The sequence below is a fragment of the Streptomyces sp. Inha503 genome (assembly GCF_047215865.1).
Taxonomy (GTDB): domain Bacteria; phylum Actinomycetota; class Actinomycetes; order Streptomycetales; family Streptomycetaceae; genus Streptomyces; species Streptomyces lycopersici.
On the sequence record NZ_CP178360.1, the window covers coordinates 2818896 to 2843239 of the forward strand.

Genomic DNA, 24344 nt, shown 5'->3' on the forward strand with positions numbered 1-24344 from the left:
GACGCAGGAACCGAAGTGAAGTCCTTGATCCGGGACCGGGACGTTCGCTACCCGGCAACCAAAGCCATCTCCTCCACACACTGCGCGAGTACGAGGCGTTCAACACCGAGCACAGACCTCACCGCACTCTCGCAGACGCCGCGCCACTCCACCCCCTACCCGAACCGATCACCGCCCCCGACCAGCTCACCCATCTCCACGTCCATCGACGCGATAGCCTCGGCGGCCTCCTGCACGAGTACCGACATGCTGCGTGACCAGCACGGACGTAGTTCTTGGCACCTACACCGTCAGCAACACCGACCAGGACTCATGAACGATCGAGGCTAGGGCGTAAAGGGCAATACGCCTAGATCAAACGCCCTCGCAGATAATCCCGAAGCTCGCCTTCCTCGGACATTGTGTTCCGTTACTCCTTGTTCGGCGGCGGACAATTCAGCTACTTACCGAACCCGCGCTCGATGATCTGATAAAGATCCTCGTTCGTCGCCGAGTCCAGGTCGTCCTCGTCGGTCGCCTCTGATCCCTGCGCTCGCCAGTCCGCCATGAGGGCATACAACTGTTCGGTGATCCGCTGGCGATCGGCGTCATCGAGGGTCACAGCCGACAACACAGCGCGCAGACCGTCCAGATCTGCCAGGGCAGTCTCAACGGCGCCGGCTTCGCGCGGTACCAGCTGGTCGTGCAGGTGCCGGGCGAGTTCCAGGGGGACGGGGTGGTCGAAGACCAGGGTGGCGGGCAGGCTCAGGCCGGTCTCGGCCGAGAGCCGGTTGCGGAGCTCCAGCGCCGTCAGGGAGTCGAGGCCCAGCTCGCGGAAGGCCCGCTGGGGATCGATGTCCCCGGGTCGGGCATGGCCCAGGACCACGGCCGCAGCGGCCCGGACGGTCTGCAGGACCTCCTGCTCGCGATCGGCGGGCGGAAGCGCGGCCAACCGAGCCGCCAGGCCACCCGCATCTGCGGCCACGGCCGCCGTCGGGCGCTCGGTGACACCACCAGCGGCCAGACCCCGCAGCAGCGCGGGCACCGGCCTTCCGCCACGGGACAGCCCCGTCACTTCCAGTCGGGCCGGGACCGCCAAGGGCGAACCCAACACGGCGGCGGCCTCGAACAGCGCCAGACCCTGCTCCGTCGACAGCGGTTGAACACCACCGCGACGCAGGCGCGACAGACCCGCACCCTCCAGGTGCCCGGTCATCCCCGACGCCTGGGCCCACAGCCCCCACGCCAGCGACTGACCGGCCAGGTGCCGGTCACGGCGGTAGTCGGCGAGCGCGTCCAGGAACGCGTTCGCGGCGGCATAACCGCCTTGGCCCGCACTGCCCATGACGGCCGCGGCCGAGGAGTAGAGCACGAAGCCGGCCAGGCCCGCGTCTTCGGTCAGCTCATGCAGGTTCCACGCCGCATCCGCCTTGGCGGCCAGCACCGGCACCATGCGCTCAGGCGTCAGCGACTCCACGGTCGCGTCGTCAATCACACCGGCGGCATGGACCACCGCCGTCAGCGGACGGTCGACCGCGTTCTTGGCCAAGACAGAGGCGAGGGCGTCGCGGTCGGCGGCATCGCCCGCCTGTACCCGCACACTCGCACCCGAGGCGGCCAACTCGGCTGCCAGGTGCGCGACTCCCGGCGCGACCGGGCCGCGCCGGGACATCAGCAGCAGGTGCCGCATGCCACGGACGTCGACCAGGTGCCGGGCCAGTTCCCCGCCCAGCGTTCCGGTGCCACCCGTGATCAGGACGGTGCCCTGCGGGTCCCACTGGGCCGGGACGTTCACCACGACCTTGCCGATGTGCCGGGCGGCCTGGAGGTGGCGCAGTGCTGCCACCGCCTGCGACAGCTCGAAGCACGTCACAGGCGGCGGAGTCAGTGTCCCAGCCTCGAACATGCCGCCGAGTTCGGACAGCATCTCCGCGACCCGCGGTACACCGGCGTCCATCAGATCGAACGCCCGGTAGACGACCCCGGGGTGGGACTCGGCGACCTGCTCGGGGTTGCGGATGTCGGTCTTGCCCATCTCGACGAACCGACCGCCGCGCGGCAACAGCCGCAGCGAAGCGTCCGTGAACTCCCCGGCCAGCGCGTTGACCACCACGTCCATGCCCTCGCCACCCGTGACGGCCAGGAATTGGTCGCAGAAGGCCAGATCGCGAGTGGAGGCGATGTGGGTGTCCGCCACACCCATGGCTCGCAGCGCGTGCTGCTTGGCCGGGCTCGCGGTCGCAAAGACCTCAAGCCCCCATTCCTTGGCCAGCTGCACCGCGGCCGTGCCCACGCCACCTGTGCCAGCGTGGATGAGCACCCGCTGACCCGGGCGGACCCGGGCCAGATCCCGCAACGCGTAGAATGCGGTGAGGAACCCGACCGGGACTGCCGCAGCCTGCTGGAACGACCAACTCTGCGGGATGGCAGCCACCAACCGGCTGTCCACAACCCCCACCGGACCCCAACCCGGTAGCAGACCCATCACCGACTGACCCACCGTCAGATCGTTCACCCCGGGGCCGGTCTCCAGGACGATCCCGGCCCCTTCCCCGCCAAGGATCCGGCCGTCGGAGACCATCCCCAGACCGGCGACCACGTCGCGGAAGTTCACACCCGCCGCACGCAGCCCCACCCGCACCTGACCCGCCAGAAGCGCCGCATCCGCCTCGGGAGCATCGACGACAGCGGCGCTGCCCAGGTCACCAGGCTGGGCGACCTCGACCCGCCAACCCGAACCAGTGGGAAGCATCAACTCCCCGGACACACCGGTCCGGACCAGCCGCCGGCCGAACGCCGCGACTCCCCCGCCGTCAGCAGCGAGACGCACGCGGACCTCAGGCTCGTCGGCGTCCAGTGCCATGGCCAGGACGGTGTCCACGTCGGCGTCACGGTCCGGGTCCAGGCCGGCTGACGGGTCGACGTCGACCAGGAGCAGCCGGCCCGGGTGCTCGGACTGCGCAGAACGGACCAAGCCCGCCACCGCAGCGCCCGCCAGGTCCTGTCCGGCGGCCGCGCCCTGGATCCAGACCACCAACCGCGAATCGTCCGCCTCGGGATCGGCCAGCCACTGCTGCACCCAACCCAACACCCTCGCGGCAGCCAGCTGAGCCGCCTGCGGCGCCGACGCCCCGGGCTCGGCAGCCGGAACCGCGGCAACAACAACCGGCGCCAGCTCTGCCCCGCCGTGCCGCACCCACCGCACTTCGGCGTCAGCGACCTGAGGCGCCGGCAGCGGCACCCAATCCACGGTGAACAGCGACTGCCGAACCTGCCGGCCCGGCCCGGCGAACTGACCAGCCGGAACCTCACGCAGCGCCAACGACCGCGCCCGCAGCACCGGCTGACCGGCACCGTCGAACGCCGTCACCGAGATCCCGCCCGCCCCGGGAGCCAGGACGACCCGCAGGTGGCGGGCACCGTCGGCCAGCAGCCGCACCCCCGACCACGCGAACGGCAACCCCGTCCCGCCACTGCCATTGCTGGTGCTGTTGCCGACGGTCAGGAGACCGTGCAGCGCGGCGTCGAGCAGAGCCGGATGCAGACCGAACCCGGCCGCATCGGCCTCCGCGGCCTGGGGCAGCTCGACGTCGGCGTAGACGGTGTCCCCGGCACGCCACACCTGACGCAGGCCCTGGAACGCCGGACCGTAGCCGTAGCCGCGCTGGGCGAACTTCTCATAGGCGTCGTCGACCGGAACCGACTCCGCACCGGCAGGAGGCCAGGCACCCAGCGGCGCCGGGGCAGGCTCACCATCGGCTGCGGCCAGCACACCGACCGCGTTCCGAACCCACTCGCCCTCGCCCTCACGGGAGGAGACGGTGACGGTTCGCCGGCCACTGTCGTCGTCGCTGTCGCCGACCTGGACCTGAAGCTGCACGCCACCGGAGCCGGGAAGGATCAGCGGTTCCTGGAGCGTCAGTTCTTCCAGCGTCCCGCAACCAGCAAGGTCCCCGGCGTGGATCGCCAGGTCCACGAACGCCGTGCCGGGCAGCAAAACCGTGCCGTGGACCGCGTGGTCGGCCAGCCACGGCATCTCGGCCAGCGACAGGCGACCCGTCAGCACGAGCCCATCGCCCTCGGCCAGCCACACCGCAGCCGCCAACAACGGATGCCCGCTCTGCTGCTGCCCGGCCGACGAGGCGTCCCCGCGAGTGGTGACGGCCTTGGGCCAGTAACGCTCCCGCTGGAACGGATACGTCGGCAGAGCAACCGTCTGCGCGCCCTCGCCGGCCACCGCGGCCCAGTCCACCTCGACACCGGCGGCGTAGGCACCGGCCAGGGCGGTCAGCCAGCGGCTCCGGCCGCCATCGCCGCGCTGCAACGTGCCCGCCGCGACCAGGTCCTCACCCGCCTGCGCGATCGCCAAGCCCAGCACCGGATGCGGGCTCACCTCCACAAACACCCGGTGACCCTCCGCCGCCAGCCCGGCAATGACCTCACCGAACCGCACCGGCTCACGCAGATTGCGGAACCAGTACCCGCCGTCCAACTCGGCGGTGTCCAGCACACGCGCCTCAAGCGTGGAATGGAACGGCACCGCACTGCTGTCGGCAACCACTGCGGCCAGATCCTCGGCAAGGCGCTCCTTGACCGCTTCGACGTGCGCGGTGTGCGAGGCGTAATCCACCGCGATCCGCCGCGCCCCCCGATCCGCGTAGGCGTCCACGAACTCCGCGCACGCGCTCGCGGCACCGGCCACCACGACCTGCCGGGGGCCGTTGACGGCCGCGACCGACAGGTCCTCACCCCAGCGGGAGATCCACTCCCCCACCTCATCCAGACCAGCGGGCACCGACACCATCCCACCCGTACCCGCAAGCCCCGCCAACGCCCGGCTGCGCAACGCCACAACCCGCGCGCCATCCTCCAAAGACAACCCGCCGACGACGCACGCCGCCGCGATCTCACCCTGACTGTGACCCGCCACCGCCGCAGGCTCCACGCCATACGCCCGCCAGAGCTCAGCCAAGCTGACCGCTACCGCCCACGACGCCGGCTGAACCACATCCACCCGCGCCAACAATCCCGCATCCGCGAGCACATCACGCAGCCGCCAATCCACAAACGGCTCCAAGGCCGCCGCGCAGCGCTCCATCGCCGCCGCGAACACCGGCTCCTCATCCCACAGTTGCCGACCCATCCCGGCCCACTGCGCACCCTGACCCGCGAATACAAACACCGGCCGCGACACCGACGCCGAACCAACACTCCCGGTCACCACACCCGGCGCTTCCTGGCCCGTTGCAACGGCAGTCAGACCCGCCACCAGTTGGTCGCGCTCATCGCCGATCACCGCCAGGCGGTGCGCAAATCCTGTGGTCCGGGTTGCGGCCAACGAGAACGCCACATCCTTGGCCGCTACCTCCGGACGAGCCGCCACGAACTCCGCCAGCCGACCCGCCTGCCCGGCCAGCGCCGCAGCCGACCGCGCCGACACCACCCACGCCACCGAACCCGCAGACTCCGACCCGTCGTGAGCAGGGACATCCAATACAGGGGCGTCCTGCGCGGGCTGTTCCAGGATCAGGTGAACGTTGGTGCCGCTGATCCCGAACGCCGACACACCCGCACGCCGCGGACCGGAACCCGCCGGCCACTCACGCGACTCGGTCAGCAACTCCACCGCTCCAGCCGACCAGTCCACATGCGACGACGGAGCATCCACATGCAACGTCCGCGGCAGCACCCCGTGCCGCATCGCCTGCACCATCTTGATCACACCCGCCACACCCGCAGCCGCCTGCGTGTGACCGATGTTCGACTTCACCGAACCCAACAGCAACGGCCGACCCTCCGGCCGGTCCTGCCCGTAGGTCGCCAGCAGCGCCTGCGCCTCAATCGGATCACCCAGCGCCGTACCCGTACCGTGCGCCTCCACCACATCGACATCACCCGGCTGCAACCCCGCACTCGCCAACGCCGCCCGAATCACCCGCTGCTGCGACGGACCATTCGGCGCCGACAAACCATTACTGGCCCCGTCCTGGTTGACCGCACTACCCGCAACCACCGCCAACACCCGGTGCCCACGCTCACGGGCAACGGACAACCGCTCCAGCACCAGGACACCGACGCCTTCGCCCCACCCGGTGCCATCAGCAGCCTCCGCGAACGGCTTGCAACGGCCGTCAGCAGCAAGCCCCCGCTGCAACGCGAACTCCAGGTACGCGCCCGGGGTGGCCATGACCGTGACGCCACCGGCGAGCGCGATCCCGCACTCACCGGACCGCAACGCCTGCGCCGCAAGGTGAATGGCCGTCAGCGACGAGGAACACGCCGTGTCGATCGAGACGGCGGGACCCTGCAACCCCAGCGAGTACGCCACGCGTCCCGACGCCACACTCGCCGTCGTCCCGGTCATCCCGTAGCCGCCGGCGCCGTACTGTCCCCCGGCTCGGTAGCCGGAGGTGATGATGCCGGCGTAGACGCCCGTGTCGGTGCCGCGCAGCGAACCCGGGGTGATGCCCGCGTCCTCCAGCGCCTCCCAGCACGTCTCCAAAAGCAACCGCTGCTGCGGATCCATCCCCAACGCCTCACGCGGACTGATCCCGAAGAACTCCGCATCGAACTCACCAGCGCTGTCCAGGAAGCCACCCACCGGGGCGTAACGCGCACCCTCGTCATCGCCCGGCTCAAGGTCCGGCAGGCCTGCCAGGTCCCAGCCGCGGTTCGACGGGAAGCCTGCCATCGCGTCGGAGCCACCGGCGACCAACCGCCAGAAGCCCTCCGGTCCCTCGGCTCCACCCGGGAACCGGCAGCCGATTCCGACGATCGCCACCGGCTCGTCCGTGCCGACACGGACCGCCGGCACGGCGCTCTCGCCGAGGGGCTCGGCCGTTCCGCACGCCTCTGTCACCAGGTGCCGGGCGAGTTCCAGCGGGACGGGGTAGTCGAAGACCAGGGTGGCGGGCAGGCTCAGGCCCGTCTCCGCGACCAGTCGGTTGCGCAGCTCCAGCGCGGTCAGGGAGTCGAGGCCCAGCTCGCGGAAGGCCCGCTGGGGATCGATGTCACCGGGGCCGGCATGGCCCAGGACAGCCGCCGCAGCCGCCCGGACGATCCGCAGGACTTCCTGCTCGCGATCGGCGGGCGAGAACTCTGCCAACCGGGCCGCCAGGCCGCCCGCGTCCGGAGCCGCAGTCGCGGACCCGGCCGCGGTCGGGCGGGCGGGGGCACCGGCGACCAGGCCGCGCAGCAGCGGCGGCAGCGGCCTTCCGGGGCGGGACAGCGTCGTCAAGTCCAGCAGAACCGGAACGGCCAAGGGTGCACCCAACGCGGTAGCGGCGTCGAACAGCGCCAGGCCCATCTCGGTCGTCAGCGGCTGGACGCCACCACGGCGCAGGCGGGACAAACCAGTGCCGTTGAGGTGCCCGGTCATCTCCGAGGACTGGGCCCACAACCCCCACGCCAGCGACTGACCGGCCAGCTGCCGGCCGTGCCGGTAGTCGGCGAGCGCGTCCAGGAATCCGTTCGCGGCGGCGTAACTCCCCTGCCCTGGGCTGCCCATGACGGCCGCGGCCGAGGAGTACAGCACGAAGCCCGCCAAGCCCGCGTCTTCGGTCAGCTCATGCAGGTTCCACGCCGCATCGGCCTTGGCCGACAGCACCTTTGCCATCCGCTCGGGCGTCAACGACTCCACGGTCGCGTCGTCGATCACACCGGCGGCATGCACCACCGCCGTCAGCGGACGGCCAGCGGCGACCTTGGCCAGGACCGAGGCGAGGGCGTCGCGGTCAGCGGCATCGCCCGCCTGCACCCGAACACTCGCCCCCGAGGCCGCCAACTCGGCGACCAGGCGGGCCACTCCCGGCGCGGCCGGGCCGCGCCGGGACATCAGCGCCAGGTGCCGCATGCCACGGGCATCCACCAGGTGCCGCGCCAACTCCCCACCCAGCGCCCCTGTTCCGCCGGTGATCAGCACCGTGCCCTGCCGGTCCCACTCGGTCGGCGCGGTGTCGGGCTCCTCTGTCCCAGCCCGGGCCAGTCGGCGGCCGAACGCCACCACGCCGCCGCCGTCGGCAGCGGGACGGACCCAGACCTCCGGTTCGTCGGCATCCAGCACAGCAGCCAGAACGGTCTCCACGTCGGCGTCGTAGCTGGGGTAGAGCCCGGCTGACGGGTCGACATCGACCAGCAGGAGGCGGCCGGGGTGCTCGGACTGGGCCGAGCGGACCAAGCCTGCCACCGCCGCGCCGGCCAGGTCCTGGCCGGCGGCCGCGCCCTGGGTCCAGATCACCAAGCGCGCGTTGTCGGTCTCGGGATCGGCCAGCCACTCCTGCACCCAACCCAGCACCGTCGCAGCGGCGGACTGGGCCGCCTGCGGCGCCGACATCCCGAACGGGGCAGCCGGCACGGCCGCGACAACCACCGGCGCGGAGCCGACCGGCTGGCCGTGCCGCACCCAGTGCACCCCGAGGGCCGAAGCCTGCGCGGTCAGCGGGACCCAGTCGACGGTGAACAGCGACTGCCGAACCTGCCGGCCCGGCCCGGCGAACTGACCAGCCGGAACCTCACGCAGCGCCAACGACCGCGCCCGCAGCACCGGCTGACCGGCACCGTCGAACGCCGTCACCGAGATCCCGCCTGCCCCGGGAGCCAGGACGACCCGCAGGTGGCGGGCACCGTCGGCCAGCAGCCGCACTCCCGACCAGGCGAACGGCAACCCCGTCCCACCGCTGCCGTCACTCGCGGCCAGCAGACTGTGCAGGGCGGCGTCGAGCAGAGCCGGATGCAGACCGAACCCGGCCGCATCGGCCTCCGCGGCCTGGGGCAGCTCCACCTCGGCGTACACCGTGTCCCCGGCGCGCCAGACCTGACGCAGCCCCTGGAACGCCGGACCGTAAGCATAACCGCGCTGGGCGAGCTTCTCGTAGGCGTCGTCGACCGGAACCGACTCCGCACCGGCGGGCGGCCAAACATCCAGCGGAGTGGGGGCCGTCTCCCCATCGGCTGCGGCCAGCACGCCGACCGCGTTCCGAACCCACTCGCCCTCGCCCTCGCGGGAGGAGACGGTGACGGTTCGCCGGCCACTGTCGTCGTCGCCGACGTGGACCTGGAGCTGGACGCCGCCCGGGCCCGGCAGGATCAGCGGTTCCTGGAGCGTCAACTCCTCCAACATTCCGCAACCGACCAGGTCTCCGGCGTGGACCGCCAGGTCCACGAACGCCGTACCGGGCAGCAACACCGTGCCGTGGACGGCGTGGTCGGCCAGCCACGGCATCGCCGCCAGCGACAGACGCCCCGTCAACACCAGCCCGTCGCCCTCGGCCAGCCACACCGCAGCACCCAGCAACGGATAACCGGAGCGCTGGAGTCCGATCGACGAGGCGTCCCCGCGAGTGGTGACGGCCTTGGGCCAGTAACGCTCCCGCTGGAACGGATACGTCGGCAGAGCAACCGTCTGCGCGCCCTCGCCGGCCACCGCGGCCCAGTCCACCTCGACACCGGCAGCGTAGGCACCGGCCAGGGCGGTCAGCCAGCGGCTCCGGCCGTCATCACCGCGCTGCAACGTACCCGCCGCGACCAGGTCCTCACCCGCCTGCGCAATCGCCAAACCCAACACAGGATGCGGACTGACCTCCACAAACACCCGGTGACCCTCCGCCGCCAGCCCGGCAATGACCTCACCGAACCGCACCGGCTCACGCAGGTTCCGGAACCAGTACCCGCCATCCAACTCGGCGGTGTCCAGCACACGCGCCTCAAGCGTGGAATGGAACGGCACCGCACCAGAAACCGGGGACACCCCCACCAGGTCCTCGGCCAAACAGTCCTGGACGGCCTCGACGTGCGCGGTGTGCGAGGCGTAATCCACCGCGATCCGCCGCGCCCCCCGATCCGCGTAGGCCTCGGCGAACTCAACGCAGGCCTGCGCGGCGCCGGCCACCACCACCTGCCGGGGGCCGTTGACGGCCGCGACCGACAGGTCCTCACCCCAGCGGGAGATCCACTCCCCCACCTCATCCAGACCAGCGGGCACCGACACCATCCCACCCGTACCCGCAAGCCCCGCCAACGCCCGGCTGCGCAACGCCACAACCCGCGCGCCATCCTCCAAAGACAACCCGCCGGCGACACACGCCGCCGCGATCTCACCCTGACTGTGACCCGCCACCGCCGCAGGCTCCACACCATACGCCCGCCAGAGCTCAGCCAAGCTGACCGCTACCGCCCACGACACCGGCTGAACCACATCCACCCGCGCCAACAATCCCGCATCGCCCAACACATCACGCAACCGCCAGTCCACAAACGGCTCCAAGGCCGCCGCGCAGCGCTCCATCACCGCCGCGAACACCGGCTCCTCATCCCACAGTTGCAGACCCATCCCGGCCCACTGCGCACCCTGACCCACGAACACGAACACCGGCCGCGACACCGACGCCGAACCAACACTCCCGGTCACCACACCCGGCGCCTCCTGGCCCGTTGCAACGGCAGCCAGACCCGCCACCAATTGGTCGCGCTCATCGCCGACCACCGCCAGGCGGTGCGAGAAGCCCGTGGTCCGGGTTGCGGCCAACGAGAACGCCACATCCTTGGCCGCTACCTCCGGACGAGCCGCCACGAACTCCGCCAACCGACCCGCCTGCCCGGCCAACGCCGCACCCGACCGCGCCGACACCACCCACGCCACCGAACCCACAGACTCCGGCCCATCCAGAACAGGGGCGTCCACCGCAGACGCGTCCTGAACAGACGCATCCTGCGCGGGCTGTTCCAGGATCAGGTGAACGTTGGTGCCGCTGATCCCGAACGCCGACACACCCGCACGCCGCGGACCGGAACCCGCCGGCCACTCCCGCGGCTCGGTCAGCAGCTCCACCGCTCCGGCCGACCAGTCCACATGCGAGGACGGAGCATCCACATGCAACGTCCGCGGCAGCACCCCGTGCCGCATCGCCTGCACCATCTTGATCACACCCGCCACACCCGCAGCCGCCTGCGTGTGACCGATGTTCGACTTCACCGAACCCAACAGCAACGGCCGACCCTCCGACCGACCCTGCCCATAGGTCGCCAACAGCGCCTGCGCCTCAATCGGATCACCCAGCGCGGTACCCGTACCGTGCGCCTCCACCACATCGACATCACCCGGCTGCAACCCCGCACTCGCCAACGCCGCCCGAATCACACGCTGCTGCGACGGACCATTCGGCGCCGACAAACCATTACTCGCACCATCCTGGTTCACCGCACTACCCGCAACCACCGCCAACACCCGGTGCCCACGCTCACGCGCCTCCGACAACCGCTCCAGCACCACCATCCCGACGCCTTCACCCCAACCGGTGCCGTCAGCAGCCTCCGCGAACGGCTTGCACCGGCCGTCGCCGGCCAGTCCTCGCTGCCGCGCGAACTCCGTGAACGCACCCGGGGTGGCCATGACCGTGACGCCGCCCGCCAGCGCGATCCCGCATTCCCCGGACCGCAACGCCTGCGCCGCAAGGTGAATCGCCGTCAGCGACGAGGAACACGCCGTGTCGATCGAGACGGCAGGCCCCTGCAACCCCAGCGAGTACGCGACCCGGCCCGACGCCACACTCGCCGTCGTCCCGGTCAGGCCGAAACCACCAGCGCCGTCCTGCTCACCGACCCGGTATCCGGAGGCGATGATGCCGGCGTAGACACCCGTGTCGGAGCCACGCAGCGAACCCGGGGTGATGCCCGCGTCCTCCAGCGCCTCCCAACACGTCTCCAACAGCAACCGCTGCTGCGGATCCATCCCCAACGCCTCACGCGGACTGATCCCGAAGAACTCCGCATCGAAATCGCCAGCGCCGTCAAGGAACCCACCCATCGGGGCGAAGGCGGCGCCCGCGTCACCGGGATCCGGGTCGGACAGCCCGTCCACGTCCCAGCCACGATCCGCCGGGAAGCCCGACATCGCGTCGGAGCCTCCGACGACCATCTGCCAGAACCCCTCCGGATCCTCCGCCCCGCCCGGGAACCGGCACCCCATGCCCACGATCGCCACCGGCTCATCCGTACCGAAGCGGACTGCCGGCGCGGACGACGTTCCGGCGGCCTCGGCAGTCCCGCACACCTCTGTCACCAGGTGCCGGGCGAGTTCCAGCGGGACGGGGTAGTCGAAGACCAAGGTGGCGGGCAGGCTCAGGCCCGTCTCGGCCGCCAGCCGGTTGCGCAGCTCCAGCCCGGTCAGCGAGTCGATGCCCATCTCGCGGAACGCCCGCTGAGGAGCGATGTCCCCGGGGCGACTGTGCCCCAGGACAACGGCGGCAGCGGCCCGGACGATCCGCAGGACCTCCTGCTCACGATCGGCGGGCGAAAGCGCTGCCAACCGCGCCGCCAAGCCAACCGCGCCCCCAGCCACAGCCGCGGTCGGGCGGACGGACGTGCCGACTGCCAGCCTCCGCAGCAGCGGAAGCAGCGGTCGTCCCGGGCGTGACAGGGCGTTCAGGTCCAGTCGGGCCGGGACGGCCAACGGCGCACCCAGCGCGGTGGCGGCCTCGAACAGCGCCAGACCCTGCTCGGTCGACAGCGGCTGGACGCCGCCACGGCGCAGACGGGAGAGGTCAGCGCCGGCCAACTGCCCGGTGATCTCGCTAGCCTGGGCCCACAGGCCCCAGGCCAGCGACTGACCAGCGAGGTGCTGTTCCCGGCGGTAGGTGGCGAGTGCGTCCAGGAACGCGTTGGCGGCGGCGTAACTGCCTTGGCCCGGGCTGCCCATGACGGCCGCGGCCGAGGAGTAGAGGACGAAGCCGGCCAGGCCCGTGTCTTCGGTCAGCTCGTGCAGGTTCCACGCCGCATCCGCCTTGGCGGCCAGCACCGGCGCCATGCGCTCGGGCGTCAGCGACTCCACGGTCGCGTCGTCGATCACACCGGCGGCATGGACCACCGCCGTCAGCGGACGGTCAGCAGCGATCTTGGCCAGGATGGAGGCGAGGGCGTCGCGGTCGGCTGCGTCGCCCGCCTGCACCCGCACCTCCGCACCCGACTGCGCCAGCTCCGCCACCAGACGAGCCGCCCCCGGGGCCGCCGGGCCCCGCCGGGACATCAGCAGCAGGTGTTTCATCCCGCGGACGTTCACCAGGTGCCGGGCCAGTTCCCCGCCCAGCGTTCCGGTGCCACCCGTGATCAGGACGGTGCCCTGCGGGTCCCACTGGGCCGGGACGTTCACCACGACCTTGCCGATGTGGCGGGCGGCCTGGAGGTGGCGCAGCGCCGCCACCGCCTGCGACAGCTCGAAGCACGTCACAGGCGGCGGGACCAGGGTGCCCGCGTCGAACATCGCCCCGAGTTCGGCCAACATCTCCGCGACTCGCGGCGCACCGGCGTCCATCGTGTCGAACGCCTGGTAGACGACGCCGGGGTGGGACTCGGCGACCTGCTCGGGGTTGCGGATGTCGGTCTTGCCCATCTCGACAAACTGACCGCCGCGCGGCAGCAGCCGCAGGGAGGCGTCCGTGAACTCCCCGGCCAGGGCGTTGACGACCACGTCCATGCCCTCGCCACCGGTCACGGCCAGGAACTGGTCGCAGAAGGCCAGGTCACGGGTGGAGGCGATGTGGCTCTCCGCCACGCCCATGGCCCGCAGCGCGTACTGCTTGGCCGGACTCGCGGTCGCGAAAACCTCCAAACCCCACGCCTTGGCCAACTGCACCGCAGCCGTACCCACACCACCGGTACCGGCATGGATGAGGACCCGCTGACCGGGCTGGGCCTGGGCCAGATCCCGCAACGCGTAGAACGCGGTGAGGTACCCGACCGGCACCGCCGCGGCCTGCTGGAACGACCAACCCTGCGGGATCGGGGCAAGCAGCCGACTGTCCACGATCCCGACCGGACCCCAGCCGGGCACCAGACCCATCACCGACTGGCCCACCGTAAGACCGGTTACGCCGGGGCCGGTCTCCAGGACGATCCCAGCACCTTCGCCGCCGAGGCCGCGGTTGTCCGCGACCATTCCGAGCCCGGCGACCACGTCGCGGAAGTTCACGCCCGCCGCGCGCAGGCCCACCCGCACCTGACCCGCCGACAACGCCACGCCCGCGTCGGGGGCGTCGACGACAGCGGCGCTGCCCAGGTCACCAGGCTGGGCGACCTCGACCCGCCAACCCGAACCACGGGGCAGTGCCAGCTCACTGGCGCGGGCCAAGCGCCGACCAAAGGCAACCATGCCCCCGCCGTCAGTAGCCGGAGAGATGCGGACCTCGGGCTCGTCGGCGTCCAGTGCCACAGCCAGGACGGTGTCCACATCAGCGTCGCGACCGGGGTCCAAGTCGGCTGACGGGTCGACGTCGACCAGCAGCAGCCGGCCCGGGTGCTCGGACTGCGCCGAGCGGACCAGACCCGCCACCGCCGCGCCCGCCAGATCCTGGCCGACGGCCACACCCTGGATCCAGACCACCAACCGCGAACCATCGGTCTCGGGATCGGCCAGCCACTGCTGCACCCAACCCAACACCGTCACGGCGGCCAGCTGAGCCGCCCGCGGCGCCGAGACTGCGGGCTCGGCAGCCGGCACGGCCGCGACAACCACAAACGCGGAGCCGACCGGCTGGCCGTGCCGCACCCACCGCACTTCGGCGTCAACGGTCTCAGGCGCCGTAAGCGGGACCCAGTCCACGGTGAACAGTGACTGCCGCACCTGCCGACCAGGCCCGGCGAGCTGACCGGCCGAGGCCTCCCTCAGCGCCAACGACCGCACCTGCACAACCGGTTCGCCAGCACCGTCGAACGCCGTCACCGAGACGCCGCCCGACTCACGGGCCAGGACCACGCGCAGGTGTCGGGCACCGCCGGCCAGCAGCCGCACACCCGACCAGACGAACGGCAACCCCGTCCCACTACCACCATCACTAGCGACCAGCAGACCGTGCAGCGCGGCATCAAGGAGAGCGGGATGCAAGCCGAACCCGGCCACATCAGCTTCCGCGGCCTGGGGCAGCTCGACCTCGGCGTAGACGGTGTCCCCGACCTGCCAGACCTGACGCAGACCCTGGAACGCCGGACCATACCCATAGCCCCGCTGAGCGAACCTCTCATAGGCGTCATCGACCGGAACCGACTCCGCACCGGCGGGCGGCCAAACATCCAGCGGAGTGGGGGCCGTCTCACTGCCGACTGCACCCAGCACGCCGACCGCGTTCCGAACCCACTCGCCCTCGCCCTCACGGGAGGAGACGGTGACCGTTCGCCGACCACTGTCACTGTCGCCGACGTGGACCTGCAACTGCACTCCACCGGAGCTAGGCAGAAGCAACGGCTCCTGGAGCGTCAACTCCTCCAACGTCCCGCAACCGGCCAGATCTCCGGCGTGGATCGCCAGGTCCACGAACGCCGTGCCGGGCAGCAGGACTGTGCCGTGGACGGTGTGGTCGGCCAGCCATGGCATCGCCGCGAGCGACAGGCGACCTGTCAGCACGAGCCCGTCACCTTCGGCCAGCCACACCGCCGCCGCCAACAACGGATGCCCGCTCTGCTGCTGCCCAGCCGACGAAACATCCCCACGAGTGGTAAAGGTCTTGGGCCAGTAGTGCCGGTGCTGGAACGGATACGTCGGCAGAGCCACCTTCACCGCCCGGCCCTCGTCGGCGGTGACCGCGGCCCAGTCGACCTCGACACCAGCCGCATACAGACCGGCGAGCGCGCGAAGTGCGGTCTCGGGTTCGTCCTGGCCCTCGCGCAGCGCCGGGATCCATATCGCGGTGCCTTCGTCGTCCATCGCCGACAGCGAGCCGTCCGGGCCCAGTTCGGCGAAAACCTCAACACCCTGAGCCCGTATCGCCTGCACCACATCGTAGTGACGGACCGTCTCCCGCACCTGCGACACCCAATACGCCCGATCCCTCACATCCGCACCCGGCGTCCCCAACACCATCGCGATCCGCGGCTCACGACAGACCACCCCATCCAAAACCGCCCCGAACTCCTCCAACATCGGATCCATCAACGGCGAATGAAACGCATGACTCACCCGCAGCCGACGCGCCCTCCCACCACCCTCACGCCATACTCCAGCCAACTCGTCCACCACAGACTCAACACCCGAAATCACCGTCTGACGCGCACCGTTGACCGCCGCAACCACCACACCCGACCGCCCGGCAACCAACCCATCCGCCTGCGCCGACGACGCATCCAACACCACCATCGCCCCACCCGCCGGCAACGCCTGCATCAGACGACCCCGCGCCGCCACCACCGCACACGCATCCGCCAGATCCCACACCCCCGCCACATACGCAGCCGTCACCTCACCGATCGAATGACCCGCCACACACTGCGGCACCACACCCCACGACGACCACAACCGGAACAACCCCACCTGCACCGCAAACAACCCCGCCTGCGCAAACACCGTCCGATCCAACCCCGCACCACCCGCCGCAATCACCTCACGCAAAGACCCCGGCAACAACCCCTCAAACCGCCCACACACCTCATCAAACGCCTCAGCAAACACCGGAAACGCCTCACACAACCCAAGACCCATCCCCACACGCTGCGAACCCTGACCCGAAAACACCACCGCAACCCCACCACCACCAGCAACACCGGACACCACACCCGGCACCACCCCACCCACACCAGCAGCAACCGCACCCAAACCCTCCAGCAACCGCTCACGACCCCCACCCACCACCACCAGGCGATGCGCAAACCCCGTCGTCCGCGTCGCGGCCAACGAGAACGCCACATCCCGAACCGAAACCTCCGGACGAGCCCCAACGAACTCCGCCAACCGACCCGCCTGCCCAGCCAACGCCACAGCCGACCGCGCCGACAACACCCACGCCACCGAACCCGCAGACACCAACCCATCCAGAACAGGGGCGTCCACCGCAGACACATCCTGGGCAGTGGCCTCCAGGGCCTCTCCGCCGTCGCCAGAACCGTCCAGCGCAGGGACGTCCTGGGCAGGCTGCTCAAGAATGACGTGGACGTTGGTGCCGCTGATCCCGAAGCCCGACACACCAGCCCGCCGCGGACCAGTACCCGCCGGCCACTCACGCGACTCGGTCAGCAACTCCACCGCTCCGGCCGACCAGTCCACATGAGAGGACGGAGCATCCACATGGAGCGTCTGGGGCAGCACGCCGTGCCGCATCGCCTGCACCATCTTGATGACGCCCGCGACACCCGCCGCCGCCTGCGTGTGACCGATGTTCGACTTCACCGACCCCAACAGCAACGGCCGACCCTCCGGCCGACCCTGACCGTACGTTGCCAACAGCGCCTGCGCCTCAATCGGATCACCCAACGCCGTACCCGTACCGTGCGCCTCCACCACATCGACATCGCCCGGCCGCAACCCCGCACTCGCCAACGCCGCCCGAATCACCCGCTGCTGCGACGGACCATTCGGCGCCGACAAACCATTACTCGCACCATCCTGGTTCACCGCACTACCCGCAACCACCGCCAACACCCGGTGCCCACGCTCACGCGCCTCCGACAACCGCTCCAGCACCACCATCCCGACGCCTTCGCCCCACCCGGTGCCGTCAGCGGCGTCCGAGAACGGCTTGCACCGCCCATCGGCAGCGAGTCCTCGCTGCCGCGCAAACTCCGTGAACGTTCCTGGGGTGGGCATGACGGTGACGCCACCGGCCAGCGCCATCCCGCACTCACCGGAGCGGAGCGCCTGCGCGGCCAGGTGGATGGCCGTCAGCGACGATGAGCAGGCAGTGTCGATCGAGACGGCGGGACCCTGCAACCCCAGCGAGTACGCCACGCGTCCCGACGCCACACTCGCCGTCGTCCCGGTCATCCCGAAACCACCGGCACCGTCCCGCTCACCGACCCGGTACCCCAACGCGATGATGCCGGCGTAGACACCCGTGTCGGAGCCACGCAGCGAACCCGGGGCAATGCCCGCGTCCTCCAGCGCCTCCCAACACGTCTCCAACAGCAACCGCTGCTGCGGATCCATCCCCAACGCCTCACGCGGACTGATCCCGAAGAACTCCGCATCGAACTCACCGGCACCCTCCAGGAACCCGCCCACCGGGGTGTAGGCAGCGCCCTCGTCACCGGACTCGGACAGGTCGGGCGTCTCCCAACCCCGGTTCACCGGAAAGCCCGACATCGCATCGGTCCCCGAAGCAATCAACCGCCAGAAGCCCTCCGGGTTCTCCACCCCGCCCGGGAACCGGCACCCCATGCCCACGATCGCCACCGGCTCATCCGTACCGACACGGACCACCGGCACAACCGCCGCGCCGACAGCCTGCTCAGTCCCGCACACCTCTGCCACGAGGAACCGGGCAACCTCCAACGGTGTCGGCTGGTCGAAGACCAAGGTGGCGGGCAGGCTCAGGCCCGTCTCGGCCGCCAGCCGGTTGCGCAGCTCCAAACCGGTCAGCGAGTCGATACCCATCTCACGGAACGCCCGCTGAGGATCGATGTCCCCAGGTCGACTGTGACCCAGGACAACGGCCGCAGCCGCCCGGACGATCTCCAGAACCTCCTGCTCACGCTCGACGGGGCCGAGCGCGACCAGACGCGCCGCCAGGCCACCGGCAGCCACGGCAACGGCTGCGGTCGGGCGGGCCAGCGCGCCGACGGCCAAGCCGCGCAGCAGTGCGGGCACCGGGCGGCCGCCACGAGACAGACCCGTCAGGTCCAGCCGGGCCGGGACGGCCAAGGGCGCACCCAGCGCGGCAGCGGCCTCGAACAGCGCCAGGCCCTGCTCGGTAGTCAGCGCTTGGATGCCGCCACGGCGAAGGCGCGACAGACCCGCCCCCTCCAGGTGCCCGGTCATCCCCGACGCCTGGGCCCACAGGCCCCAGGCCAGCGACTGACCAGCGAGGTGCTGTTCCCGGCGGTAGGTGGCGAGTGCGTCCAGGAACGCGTTGGCGGCGGCGTAACTGCCTTGGCCCGGGCTGCCCATGACCGCTGCGGCCGAGGAGTACAGGACGAAGCCGGCCAGGCCCGCGTCTTCGGTCAGCTCATGCAGGTTCCACGCCGCATCCGCCTTGGCGGCCAGCACCGGCGCCATCCGCTCAGGCGTCAGCGACTCCACGGTCGCGTCGTCGATCACACCGGCGGCATGAATCACGGCGGTCAACGGCCGATCCGTCGAGATCCTGGTCAGCACCGGGGCCAAGGCGTCACGGTCGGCGGCGTCGCCCGCCTGCACCCGAACCTCCGCACCAAGCTCAGCCAACTCGGCGACCAGGCGAGCCACTCCCGGTGCCGCCGGACCCCGCCGCGACAACAGCACCAGGTGCCGCATGCCACGCACGTCCACCAGGTGCCGGGCCAGTTCCCCGCCCAGCGTCCCGGTACCACCCGTGACCAGCACCGTGCCCTGCGGGTCCCACTCAGCGGGGACGTTCAGCACGACCTTGCCCAGGTGCCGGGCGGCCTGGAGGTGGCGCAACGCCGCCACCGCCTGCGACAGCTCGAAACACGTCACCGGCGGCGGAACCAACGTCCCAGCCTCGAACATCGCCCCCAGCTCGGACAGCATCTCCGCCACCCGCGGCTCGCCCGCATCCATCAGGTCGAACGCCTGGTAGACGACCCCAGGGTGGGACTCGGCGATTTGCTCGGGGTTGCGGATGTCGGTCTTGCCCATCTCCACGAACCGGCCGCCGCGCGGCAGCAGCCGCAGGGAGGCGTCCGTGAACTCCCCGGCGAGGGCGTTGAGGACCACGTCCATGCCCTCGCCACCGGTCACAGCCAGGAAACGCTCGCAGAAGGCCAGGTCACGGGTGGAGGCGATGTGGCTCTCCTCCACACCCATCGCCCGCAACGCGGGCTGCTTGGCCGGGCTCGCGGTCGCGAAAACCTCCAAACCCCACGCCTTGGCCAACTGCACCGCGGCCGTACCCACACCACCCGTACCGGCATGGATGAGAACCCGCTGACCCGGGCGGACCCGGGCCAGATCCCGCAACCCGTAGAACGCGGTGAGGAACCCGACCGGCACCGCCGCAGCCTGCTGGAACGACCAACCCCGCGGGATGGCAGCCACCAACCGGCTGTCCACAACCCCGACCGGACCCCAACCCGGAACCAGACCCATCACCGACTGACCGACGGTCAGACCGTCCACCCCGGGACCGATCTCCAGGACAACCCCGGCGCCCTCTCCGCCGAGACCTCGGTTGTCCGCGACCATCCCCAGACCGGTCACCACGTCGCGGAAGTTCACACCCGCCGCACGCAGACCCACCCGCACCTGACCCGCCGACAACGCCACGCCCGCGTCGGGGGCGTCGACGACAGCGGCGCTGCCCAGGTCACCAGGCTGGGCGACCTCGACCCGCCAACCCGAACCACGGGGCAGTGCCAGCTCACTGGCGCGGGCCAAGCGCCGACCAAAGGCAACCATGCCCCCGCCGTCAGTAGCCGGAGAGATGCGGACCTCGGGCTCGTCGGCGTCCAGTGCCACAGCCAGGACGGTGTCCACATCAGCGTCGCGACCGGGGTCCAAGTCGGCTGACGGGTCGACGTCGACCAGCAGCAGCCGGCCCGGGTGCTCGGACTGCGCCGAGCGGACCAGACCCGCCACCGCCGCGCCCGCCAGATCCTGGCCGACGGCCACACCCTGGATCCAGACCACCAACCGCGAATCGTCCGTCTCAGGATCGGCCAGCCACTCCTGCACCCAACCCAACACCCTCGCGGCAGCCAGCTGAGCCGCCCGCGGCGCCGACACCCCGGACGGTGCAGCCGGCACCGCCGCAACAACCACCGGCGCGGAGCCGACCGACTCACCATGCCGCACCCATTGCACCGGGGCGGCCGGGACCTGCGGCAGCGGGACCCAGTCCACGGTGAACAGTGACTGCCGCACCTGCCGACCAGGCCCGGCGAGCTGACCGGCCGAGGCCTCCCTCAGCGCCAACGACCGCACCTGCAAAACCGGTTCACCAACACCGTCGAACGCGGTGACCGAGACACCACCCTGTGCGGGGGCCAGGACCACGCGCAGGTGTCGGGCACCGCCGGCCAGCAGCCGCACACCCGACCAGGCGAACGGCAACCCCGTCCCACCGCTGCCATCACTCACGGCCAGCAGACCGTGCAGAGCAGCGTCGAGCAGAGCGGGATGCAGACCGAACCCGGCCACATCGGAGTCGATGACCTCGGGCAGCTCGACCTCGGCGTAGACGGTGTCCCCGACCTGCCAGACCTGACGCAGACCCTGGAACGCCGGACCATACCCATAGCCCCGCTGAGCGAACCTCTCATAGGCGTCATCGACCGGAACCGACTCCGCACCGGCGGGCGGCCAAACATCCAGCAGCGCCGGGGCCGTCTCACCACCGACTGCACCCAGCACGCCGACCGCGTGCCGAACCCACTCGCCCTCGCCCTCACGGGAGGAGACGGTGAGCGTTCGCCGGCCACTGTCGCCATCGCTGTCGCCGACGTGGACCTGGAGCTGGACGCCACCGGAGGCAGGGAGGACCAGCGGCTCCTGGAGTGTCAACTCCTCCAACGTGCCGCACCCGGCCAGGTCCCCGGCGTGGATCGCCAGGTCCACGAACGCCGTGCCGGGCAGCAGCACCGTGCCGTGGACCGCGTGGTCGCCGAGCCACGGCATCGCGGCCAGTGACAGACGGCCCGTCAGCACCAGCCCGTCGCCCTCGGCCAGCCACACCGCAGCCGCCAACAACGGATGCCCGCTCTGCTGCTGCCCAGCCGACGAAACATCTCCCCGACCAGCCATCGTCTTGGGCCAGTAGTGCTGGTGCTGGAACGGATACGTCGGCAGCGCGACCTTGCTGGCGCCAGCAGCCGTTACTGCGGCCCAGTCGACCTCGACACCAGCCGCATACAGACCGGCGAGCGCGCGTAGCGCGGTCTCGGGTTCGTCCTGGCCCTCGCGCAGCGCCGGGACCCATATCGCGGTGCCCTCGTCGTCCATCGCCGACAGCGAGCCGTCCGGGCCCAGTTCGGCGAAAACCTCAACACCCTGAGCCCGTATCGCCTGCACCACATCGTAGTGAGGGACCGTCTCCCGCACCTGCGACACCCAATACGCCCGATCCCTCACATCCGCACCCGGCGTCCCCAACACCATCGCGATCCGCGGCTCACGACAGACCACCCCATCCAAAACCGCCCCGAACTCCTCCAACATCGGATCCATCAACGGCGAATGAAACGCATGACTCACCCGCAGCCGACGCGCCCTCCCACCACCCTCACGCCATACTCCAGCCAACTCGTCCACCACAGACTCAACACCCGAAATCACCGTCTGACGCGCACCGTTGACCGCCGCAACCACCACACCCGACCGCCCGGCAACCAACCCATCCGCCTGCGCCGACGACGCATCCAACACCACCATCGCCCCACCCGCCGGCAACGCCTGCATCAGACGACCCCGCGCCGCCACCACCGCACACGCATCCGCCAGATCCCACACCCCCGCCACATACGCAGCCGTCACCTCACCGATCGAATGACCCGCCACACACTGCGGCACCACACCCCACGACGACCACAACCGGAACAACCCCACCTGCACCGCAAACAACCCCGCCTGCGCAAACACCGTCCGATCCAACCCCGCACCACCCGCCGCAATCACCTCACGCAAAGACCCCGGCAACAACCCCTCAAACCGCCCACACACCTCATCAAACGCCTCAGCAAACACCGGAAACGCCTCACACAACCCAAGACCCATCCCCACACGCTGCGAACCCTGACCCGAAAACACCACCGCAACCCCACCACCACCACCAGCAACACCGGACACCACACCCGGCACCACCCCACCCGCCGCAACCGCACCCAAACCCTCCAGCAACCGCTCACGACCCCCACCCACCACCACCAAACGATGCGCAAACCCCGTCGTCCGCGTCGCAGCCAACGAGAACGCCACATCCCGAACCGAAACCTCCGGACGAGCCCCAACGAACTCCGCCAACCGACCCGCCTGCCCAGCCAACGCCACATCAGAACGCGCCGACAACACCCACGCCACCGAACCCGCAGACACCACCCCATCCAGAACAGGGGCGTCCACCGCAGACACATCCTGGGCAGACGCATCCTGCGCGGGTTGTTCCAGGATCAGGTGCACGTTGGTGCCGCTGATCCCGAAGCCCGACACACCAGCCCGCCGCGGACCAGAACCCGCCGGCCACTCACGCGACTCGGTCAGCAACTCCACCGCTCCGGCCGACCAGTCCACATGAGAGGACGGAGCATCCACATGGAGCGTCTGCGGCAGCACCCCGTGCCGCATGGCCTGCACCATCTTGATGACGCCCGCGACACCCGCAGCCGCCTGCGTGTGACCGATGTTCGACTTCACCGAACCCAACAGCAACGGCCGACCCTCCGGCCGACCCTGACCGTACGTCGCCAGCAGCGCCTGCGCCTCAATCGGATCACCCAGCGCGGTACCCGTACCGTGCGCCTCCACCACATCGACATCGCCCGGCTGCAACCCCGCACTCGCCAACGCCGCCCGAATCACCCGCTGCTGCGACGGACCATTCGGCGCCGACAAACCATTACTCGCACCATCCTGGTTCACCGCACTACCGGAGATCACCGCGAGCACCCGGTGCCCACGCTCACGCGCATCGGACAACCGCTCCAGCACCAGGACACCGACGCCCTCGCCCCAACCGGTGCCGTCAGCGGCCTCAGCGAACGGCTTGCACCGCCCATCGGCAGCCAACCCCCGCTGCCGCGCGAACTCCGTGAACGTCCCAGGCGAGGCCATCACCGTCACCCCACCGGCCAGCGCCATCCCGCACTCACCGGAGCGGAGCGCCTGCGCGGCCAGGTGAATCGCCGTCAAAGACGACGAGCAGGCAGTGTCGATCGAGACGGCCGGACCCTGCAACCCCAGCGAGTACGCCACGCGTCCCGACGCCACACTCGCCGTCGTCCCGGTCATCCCGAAACCACCGGCACCGTCCCGCTCACCGACCCGGTACCCCAACGCGATGATTCCCGCATAAACCCCGGTATCAGTGCCCTTCAGCGAACCCGGGGCAATGCCCGCGTCCTCCAGCGCCTCCCAACACGTCTCCAACAGCAACCGCTGCTGGGGATCCATCCCCAACGCCTCACGCGGACTGATCCCGAAGAACTCCGCATCGAAATCACCGGCACCCTCCAGGAACCCGCCCACCGGGGTGTAGGCAGCGCCCTCGTCACCGGACTCGGACAGGTCGGGCGTCTCCCAACCCCGGTTCACCGGAAAGCCCGACATCGCATCGGTCCCCGAAGCCACCAGCTGCCAGAAACCCTCCGGGTCCTCCACCCCGCCCGGGAACCGGCACCCCATACCGACGATCGCCACCGGTTCCTGTTCGCGTGCCTCGATCTTCCGCAGGCGTTCCTTGGTCTCGTAGGAGTCGGCCGTGACCTTCTTCAGGTAGCTGAGGAGCTTCTCGTGCTCTGTCATC

At 70.4% G+C, this 24344-nt stretch carries 1 protein-coding gene; it reads right to left on the reverse strand.

The features are described 5' to 3' along the window. Positions 1-439 precede the first annotated feature (439 nt). Positions 440-24343 carry an SDR family NAD(P)-dependent oxidoreductase gene (locus tag ACJX2R_RS11435; RefSeq protein WP_413105825.1) on the reverse strand — a complete coding sequence of 7968 codons (23904 nt, stop codon included), beginning with the start codon at positions 24341-24343 and terminating at the stop codon, positions 440-442. Position 24344 lies beyond the last annotated feature (1 nt).

Excerpts from the sequence above, each read along its gene's own strand:
- ACJX2R_RS11435 (WP_413105825.1), bottom strand. The coding sequence starts at position 24,343 with ATGACAGAGCACGAGAAGCTCCTCAGCTACCTGAAGAAGGTCACGGCC.